1 protein-coding gene is annotated in these 1,026 nt (G+C 48.9%); it reads left to right on the top strand.

Annotation, left to right across the window (positions count from 1 at the left end):
* Positions 1–68 precede the first annotated feature (68 nt).
* The gene (locus J3L12_RS16570) at positions 69–641 is read left to right on the top strand and encodes a hypothetical protein (RefSeq protein ID WP_208016149.1); all 573 of its coding nucleotides are present in this window, start codon (positions 69–71) and stop codon (positions 639–641) included.
* The last annotated feature ends 385 nt before the right edge of the window (positions 642–1,026 follow it).

Here is a 1,026-nt window from a genome sequence, read left to right on the forward strand (position 1 = left end):
ACCCAGACATAGGTAGCGATCAGGAGGGTTTCTGCGTCAAGATAGTAAAGGGGGTGCTCGCGATCTGAGTGCATAGCACCCCCTCTTGTTTCACATCTTGGGGTTCAGATCAAGTAGCACACGAAGGAATTACAAAACCAGAGGCAGCTCTGGAGGTGGGCATTCCCCAGGGTAGAATTGCGGACGTACGCCTCGAGGAAGATGGAAAAGCCTACGTACGGCTGAATACAGGGAGCAACACAGATGAGATTTACGTACTAGAAGGGCAACAACTAATAAAACTGCGAGATTATGATGGCGCGCAAAAGGTATTCCTCGGAAGTAAATATCTAACAATAGACCAGGGAACCTCCAAACTGGTTTTTAGGGATATTAGAGACGATCGAGACATACTGGTATCCAAATTTGAGCTGGCAGGAGGACTCCCTACGATGTTTACCCTCAGAGAAGATTGGATGGCATTGGTCAACGCCCGTGGGGAAGTTGAACGGTGGAATCTGAGAACAGGACAGCGAGATATTGTTGCCGTCAAAAGTTTGGAGGTAACATCACTGGCTATGAACAAGCGAGGAAATATAATGTTTGTGAATTACGGCAGTATAGACGCCATGACTCGCAGATATGTGTTCCACATAAAGTGAGCTTCACCGGTGGTTTGGTAACTAAATACACAGTCGTATAGATGCCTGTACTCTGGAATCAGTATGTCATTGCAAGCACCTGCAGGCTGCGAAGCAATCCAGGTCGCTCTATCCGGCCGTTAGTTTGGCAAGCCTCCTCTGGATTGCTTTGTCAGCCTCAGGCCTCCTCGCAATAACGCCGGTTCGCTTGAGAGACTGGTTACTCAAGTTACGCAACCCAGAAAAAAAGGCGATAGAATAGGGGTCTTCTGACAGCATAGGAGACCCCAAGATGCGTATAACCCCGTTGGCGACGTACCTGGAAGCGATGCTGGTGTCCATCCATAACCAGAGCTGTAGCGGTCTGGCTGATGGCTTTCATGCCGAATCAATCTCCCACGATTGG

The organism is Meiothermus sp. CFH 77666, from assembly GCF_017497985.1.
GTDB lineage: Bacteria > Deinococcota > Deinococci > Deinococcales > Thermaceae > Meiothermus.